This is a genomic window from Bacteroidota bacterium (assembly GCA_016213405.1).
In the GTDB taxonomy this organism is placed as follows: Bacteria; Bacteroidota; Bacteroidia; order Palsa-948; family Palsa-948; genus Palsa-948.
In genome coordinates this window covers 1-6,322 of record JACRAM010000034.1, presented here as the reverse complement: position 1 = coordinate 6,322, position 6,322 = coordinate 1, and the positions used below count along the sequence as shown (strand labels likewise).

The following is a 6,322-nucleotide window of genomic DNA, read 5'->3' as shown; positions in this document are numbered from 1 at the left end:
ACACTCCGATACATTGTGATGCCAGTACCATATCTCCTCGCTCGTGTCTACCATGAAGTAAACATACTCTTTTGCGCTTCGCGCAACGGCATTTCATCCCTGTGGCAAGACCACAGGGAGTTCATGCCGGGGTCATTAAAGGTCATTGTCAAATTTACTAATTCCAATAAGGTGATACATGCCTTATTTTTTTCGCCAACACCTTCACTCCTTTCTTCAACCCGTTGGATTCACCCAGTTGGTCGTCCGACCTACTGGGCAAGTTTCCTACGGGTTTCATCTTGCTGTTTGCCCACTCATGAAAAGGAATAAGTTCGGGCGTGAGAAGTTTCAATGTATAATCTGGCTTATCACTTGAAAGCAGAAAAAGAGATTCTTCGGTTTGTCCGTTCATTTTTTCAAACACATAACCGTTTTGCTCAAGGTTAAGGAGCCATGCAAGAATTTTTCTATCGCGCTTGGTAATGCTTGTTTCTTTTTGCAGGCGCATGACGAATGTCTTTAAAGAAAGTATTTCCGCGCTTGCCTGTTTTAATTGTTCCATTTCAATAAGCGCCATGATGCGAAGCACGCGCAGAGATAGTTCCCATCCGCTTTTATCTTTTGATATTTCCAACTGCCGGCTGAGGATAGAAAACACTTCTTCGAACTTGCCAAGTTTAAACAGCGCGCAGGCATGCAGGTAAGTGAATTGTGCATAACGCCATTCTCCCAATTCATTTCTCGAAATGCTCAGCATGGATTGTGCCACTGCTTCCGCCTCATTATATTTGCCTGCATAAAACAATGCAAAGAATTCCTGCGCCTTGGCAACTGAATAATTATCTGATTCAGGCGAAAATTGTTTCTGCGCCAGTTGTGCGTTTTCAGCAGCAGAATCATAATGCCCTAAATACAGTTCGCAGCGTGAGAAATAATCATAGGCAATTCCGATTCTTAATTTTCTGTATACGGAAGGATAGCTGTGGATGATTTGTGTAAATTCCAAACAAACCCTTCGCGCCTGCAAATAATCCTTGTTATTTAGTTGATTTACCAGTTCAAGGTTCTTTAAAAAATAGTTAACCGTGTTGGATTTTGTTTGGTCATACAATTTCTCCAACTCTTTAATGGCGCCAGACAAATGTTTCTGAATTTTAGCTGCATCTTCTTTTCCCTTTTGGCTTTGCATGAAAATCAACCGGTAATAATAATCGTTGGCTTTTGAAGAAGCGCGGTTGCATTTTTCGTACAATTCAATTTCTGATGATAAGGCGTCATACGCTTCTTCGCCTTGCTTATGCGTATATCTGAACTTTTTAAATTTCAGAGAGGTTATCAGTTTATCATACAATTCATATTTTTTGCCTAATGAAATGGTTTCTTCCAGCAAATTGCGCGTGATGTCAAGCCCGGGTTTGGAATAAAAGAATTGCCTGTACTGTGCAGATTTCTTATCTATCACCATGGCGGCATAATCCACTTCATCCAACGCTTCTTTTGTTTCTTCATTCATAAACGTATTGAGCGCGTCTGCTATTTTGTTTTTGAGGCGTGATTTCAGCATGGCGAATGCATCTTTTTTACTGAGCGTGCCGTACACATGAATGCAGCAATCGCTTGCAGAAGGAACCGCTTTCTGTTTAAGCAGATACTTAAACAGCTTTAATGTTTTGGCGCTTTCCTCCACGTTGTGGCTTGAAAAGCAGGTAAGATATTTTCTTACCAGTTCAATTTCATTTTCAGATAAGCGCTGAATAAGTTGGTGAATGGTTTGCATGGCTGAAAAGAGTTAACCTGTTGAAAATTTTTCCTACTTGTTTAGTAACTGTTTAAATTTTATTTTGAAATGTTTTTATGAAGAAAGATGGAACACAGATGACGCAGATTTTACAGATAAGCGCAGATAAAATCCATGAAAATCAGTTTAACCAGCGTCATCAGCGTTCTATTTTAGAAATTTAAACAGTTACTTATTACCAAAGATAAATAATATTTCATAGGGAAATGTTATTCAGAGGCGAATTTGTTACCACGCCCTTCCATCGCTTCTGACGTGCTTTGTTTTTTTTAAACAACAAAAAACACATCATGAAAACAAAAAAGTTTTTATCAGCAACGGCACTCATTGTGTTTGCTGTATGCAGCATGGGCGCAAAGCGCCTGCAATGCGGAGTGAGCGAAGACCAGATTCGCTCTTACCTGCAAAACTGCTCGCACCATCACACCACGTATTGGTTTCGGGATATTCCCGGCACCTGCAACAGCGAAGTAGGAATTGAAAACTGCAAAATCGCCACCGTGTATGTTTCAGGCGGAACCATTATTACGCATCTTGATTCTCCAACGGTTTGCGGGGAGTAAGAGTTAGTGATAAGCACAACTGAGTTTATGACAAACACAACGGGATTCATAACAAACACCATTGTGTCAGAAACAAACACAACGGGATTCATAATAAACACCATTGTGTCAGAAACAAACACAACAGGATTCATAACAAACACCATTGTGTCAGAAACAAACACAACAGGATTCATAACAAACACCATTGTATGAGAAGCAAACACAACAGGATTCATAACAAACACCATTGTATGAGAAGTAAACACTACAGTATTTATACAATTAACGATTAACCATTAACCATTAACCTTTACTACCATGGCAAAAGCAAGAGTAAGTCTCGAATTCATTAAACTATCCGTTGCGCCAAAGATTCAGTATGTGCGCGACAGGGTTGGCGACATGACCGGCAACCCCAACTTCACAACACCCGATGTGCCGTTGGCAACCATCACCACTGCGGTGGATGATCTGGAAACAAAATTCAATGCGGCTCAGGGCGGGGGACCCGCTCAAACAGCAGCGCAGAATGCTTCGGAAGAAGCATTGGATGATTTGATGCGGGAAGAAGCCGGCTACGTAACCCGCATTGCCGATGGCGATGTGGTGAAAATCACCAGCGCGGGCTTCACTGCTACACAAACAGAGCCCACTCCGGCAGCCATTCCCGCTAAGGTGGAAAACCTTACGCTCAAGCATGGCGACCAAAGCGGAACTATTTTAACCAACTGCGATGTGGTAGAAGGTGCAAAAGGATATACAACCATTATCACAGATAACGCCAGTGCACCGCTTACGGTGCAAAACGGCTCTGTTGTTTTGCAAATGGGGGCAACAAGTCCCATTCCAGTACCTGTTCCTGTCGGTCAAAATCTCTTTCTGCTCTTTAATGCCGCCACTTCGCGCAAAGCATCGTTCAGCGGGCTCACAAGCGGCACCCGGTATTACTGCTGGAAATATGCTTTTAACAGCAAAGGCAAAGGAGCCGACAGCGATGTGGTTTCAATTATTGCTCCGTGAGGATAAGTAGAATGACCAATTACTAATGACGAATTTCTAAACAACAACTAAAACCAAAACAAATCAAAAAAAACACAAACCAACACCGCCCTGTAAATAACAAGGTTATTATGCAGGTAAAATGAAACCTTTTATGTTTAACTTCGTAATACCAAAAAACACAATGAAAAAATTAATTACTATTATCAGTTGCTTTTCAGCAACGGTTGTTTTCTGCACACAAAGTTGGGCAGGAAACATTAACACAAACAACAATGACCCCTCGGCTTGCTATGTGTACAATTTTGAGGATACTCAAAATGAACTTAACAACTTGCCTTCGGCTTCTACTTTTACCTGCAACTACTGCTGTATTGATGGAACTAATACCACTGTGGTCAATTGCAATACTGTAGTTCTTGGAAAAACTTGCGCTCAAATGGGATGTGCAGCAGGTGATTGCCCTGACAGGTGGAGTTGGTCTCCAAGTGATGGTTTGAGCAGCACAAGTGTTCAAAAACCAACTTTTAATCCTGCATGCATTGGAGCCGGTTCAGGAAGTATAACTTATACTATAACCGCATGGAAAAATGGCAGTAATTGTTGTGCACAGAATACCAACACGCTTACTGTTACATGGTCAGGATGCACCCCTTGCCGCATAGGTAACTTTGCTCAGAACGAAGAAAAGCAGAATAAAAATATAGGCGTGTTTCCCAATCCAAGTTCAGGGAATGTGACGGTTCAATTTGAAAAAAACTTCAATGATGCTTTGTTGCAGGTGTATGATATGCAGGGCGCTTTAGTAATTGAGTTGATTGTAAATGAACAAACCATGCAGATAGATTTAAGCAAAAATCCTAAAGGAGTTTATTTTATTCAGGTTGTAAAAGGCAAAGAAGGATTGCTGAATAAGAAAATTGTAATTGAATAATTTGCAAACACAAGGCAGAACATGAAAGCGCAAAACATAATTCACCTATTTACTTATTCACTTATTCGCTCAGTAACTTTGGTGTTTATGTTTTGTGTTTTCATGAATGCTCCTGCCCCTGCGCAATCTGTTTATAATTATTTTAATGGATCGGCTTTTTATTATTTGGATTATAACCCCTACTTGACGCCTCCTCAATTGGAAGTGACGAGTACACAGCCGGTTTCAATTATCAAAACAGCAGACAGTAATTTATTTATTACTGGCTGGGGTCCATGGGGTTCTTGGACTTCTCATCCAGACGCACCATTATCATTTATTAAATCTGACCCGCTTGGTAATTTAATCTGGTCAACTCACCTTAAAGATCCGCTTGCTGTCTATCCCAATCCAACACATAACTATGATATAGCACTGGCAGTCCAAACCGAAGCAGACAGCGGATATGTTGCAGTAGTGGCACTCCGAGCCACAGAGTTAAATATGACTTTTGAATTTCCATGGATATTAAAACTTGATAAGAACGGACAATACCAGTGGGCGAAATATTATTCAAGAGATACTTCTTACTTAGCACAAGGGGTCACACCTGTACAGACCATGACATCTAATTACTCAGGAGGTTTTTTATTAGCCGTATCTTATCCAGATTCAATATCCAGCTACTGTTCTTTAATTAATTGCGATAAGGATGGAAACATTCTTTGGAAAAAATATTATACGGGAATAAAGTTTAATCCCACTAAAATTGTGAAAACACCTGATTATGGTTACATGATTTGCGGTGCAAATAACCCTTTAGGGTCTACTCCTGCATTAATGAAAATTGATTCTTCGGGCAATGTGCAGTTTTATAAAAGTTATACAGGTTCCTATTCCGGCTATTCAATATCGGAATGGAACAACGGGCAATATTTTATTACAGGTTCCACCAAAATGTATAATGCATTCAACAGCTATTCACCTTTTATTTTATCGGTAGATGTGTTGGGAAATATTAATTGGCTTAAAGAATATAACGGAAACGGAACGGAGGATTCCACTGTTTTTGCAAGCGACATTACCGTTTTACGCAATGGCGACCTTTTGGTTTGCGGCAACAGGGTGCGCAATGGAACTCCTGAGTTATCCTATTTCAAAACAGATAATTCAGGCAACTGGATATGGAGCAGGTCAAAAAAAGGACCTTGGGCTACTTATGAAGGGCAACAACTTTTAAAGTTTGGCGATGATGTGCTGATGACTTGGAATGGGAGTTATAATAATTTCACATTCGCACATTTATCTCCTGCCGGAGAGGGTATATGCTATGATGCCAGTCAGAACTGGCATGAAGTTTCTGTTTCAATCACATCAACTTCTAAAGTTCCTGCAATGGATACTAATGTTATCATTAATATTCTACCTCCCCCCATTACCTTTCAATTTATATATGGTATTCCTGACAGTGTTGTTTGCCCTCTTACCAGTGCTGGTATTGATGAACAAAATATAGAAAGTAATATTCTCATTTACCCCAATCCTTCCAATGGCATTTTCTCAATTAACAGCGTGGAGATGAAAATAAAAACCATTGAGGTCATTAACGTGCTGGGTGAGAAAGTAGCCCACCTCCAACTCCTCCCGAAGGGAGGAGGGCAGAACTCAATCTCCCTCCCTTCGGGAGGACAACCGCAGGTTGCGAGCGTAGCTCAGTGGGCTCTTGACCTTTCTTCATCACCAGAAGGAATATATTTTGTGCGCATCAACACCAGCGCGGGAATGATTTCAAAGAAGGTGGTGGTGATGAGGTAAGCCACTGATGTAGTAAAAGTAACTGTTCTTACGAGTTGCTGCTGCCGTCTTGCAAACCCTGAGAAGCAGGCGGAAGTGATAAACATGCTGACCAAGGTTTATCCTAATCCCTCTCCCGGTATTTTTACGCTTGAACTGGCAGAAGTAAAACCCGGAACAGATATTCATGTTTACAATATGGCAGGAGAAGGAGTGTGGGCGGATTGGAATACTACATCAACCAAGCAAACCATTGACCTGTCCAATCAAAGCAGCGGAGTGTATTTTCTT

At 40.9% G+C, this 6,322-nt stretch carries 7 protein-coding genes; 6 read left to right on the top strand and 1 reads right to left on the bottom strand.

Annotation, left to right across the window (positions count from 1 at the left end; genetic code table 11):
• Positions 1–157 precede the first annotated feature (157 nt).
• Entirely contained in the window at positions 158–1,759 is a 1,602-nt protein-coding gene (locus HY841_03740) for a hypothetical protein (GenBank protein MBI4929849.1), read from the bottom strand.
• 311 nt (positions 1,760–2,070) lie between these two features.
• On the opposite strand from HY841_03740, the gene HY841_03735 reads away from it, so the two are divergent.
• The 6 genes from HY841_03735 to HY841_03710 all read left to right on the top strand — a co-directional run.
• On the top strand, positions 2,071–2,343 hold the full coding sequence (locus tag HY841_03735) for a hypothetical protein (protein ID MBI4929848.1): 273 nt from the start codon (positions 2,071–2,073) through the stop codon (positions 2,341–2,343).
• Between the two features lie 27 nt (positions 2,344–2,370).
• A complete protein-coding gene (locus tag HY841_03730; protein MBI4929847.1) occupies positions 2,371–2,538 on the top strand; it encodes a hypothetical protein in 168 nt (55 codons plus the stop codon).
• 105 nt (positions 2,539–2,643) lie between these two features.
• Entirely contained in the window at positions 2,644–3,345 is a 702-nt protein-coding gene (locus HY841_03725; GenBank protein ID MBI4929846.1) for a hypothetical protein, read from the top strand.
• 163 nt (positions 3,346–3,508) lie between these two features.
• Positions 3,509–4,258 carry a T9SS type A sorting domain-containing protein gene (locus HY841_03720; GenBank protein MBI4929845.1) on the top strand — a complete coding sequence of 250 codons (750 nt, stop codon included), beginning with the start codon at positions 3,509–3,511 and terminating at the stop codon, positions 4,256–4,258.
• Between the two features lie 21 nt (positions 4,259–4,279).
• Entirely contained in the window at positions 4,280–6,052 is a 1,773-nt protein-coding gene (locus HY841_03715; GenBank protein MBI4929844.1) for a T9SS type A sorting domain-containing protein, read from the top strand.
• A gap of 84 nt (positions 6,053–6,136) precedes the next feature.
• The coding region (locus HY841_03710; protein MBI4929843.1) for a T9SS type A sorting domain-containing protein at positions 6,137–6,322 on the top strand (186 nt) is incomplete at its 3' end.

Coding starts and splice junctions, on each gene's coding strand:
- HY841_03735 (MBI4929848.1), top strand. CDS start 2,071: ATGAAAACAAAAAAGTTTTTATCAGCAACGGCACTCATTGTGTTTGCT.
- HY841_03740 (MBI4929849.1), bottom strand. CDS start 1,759: ATGCAAACCATTCACCAACTTATTCAGCGCTTATCTGAAAATGAAATT.
- HY841_03730 (MBI4929847.1), top strand. CDS start 2,371: ATGACAAACACAACGGGATTCATAACAAACACCATTGTGTCAGAAACA.
- HY841_03715 (MBI4929844.1), top strand. CDS start 4,280: ATGAAAGCGCAAAACATAATTCACCTATTTACTTATTCACTTATTCGC.
- HY841_03720 (MBI4929845.1), top strand. CDS start 3,509: ATGAAAAAATTAATTACTATTATCAGTTGCTTTTCAGCAACGGTTGTT.
- HY841_03725 (MBI4929846.1), top strand. CDS start 2,644: ATGGCAAAAGCAAGAGTAAGTCTCGAATTCATTAAACTATCCGTTGCG.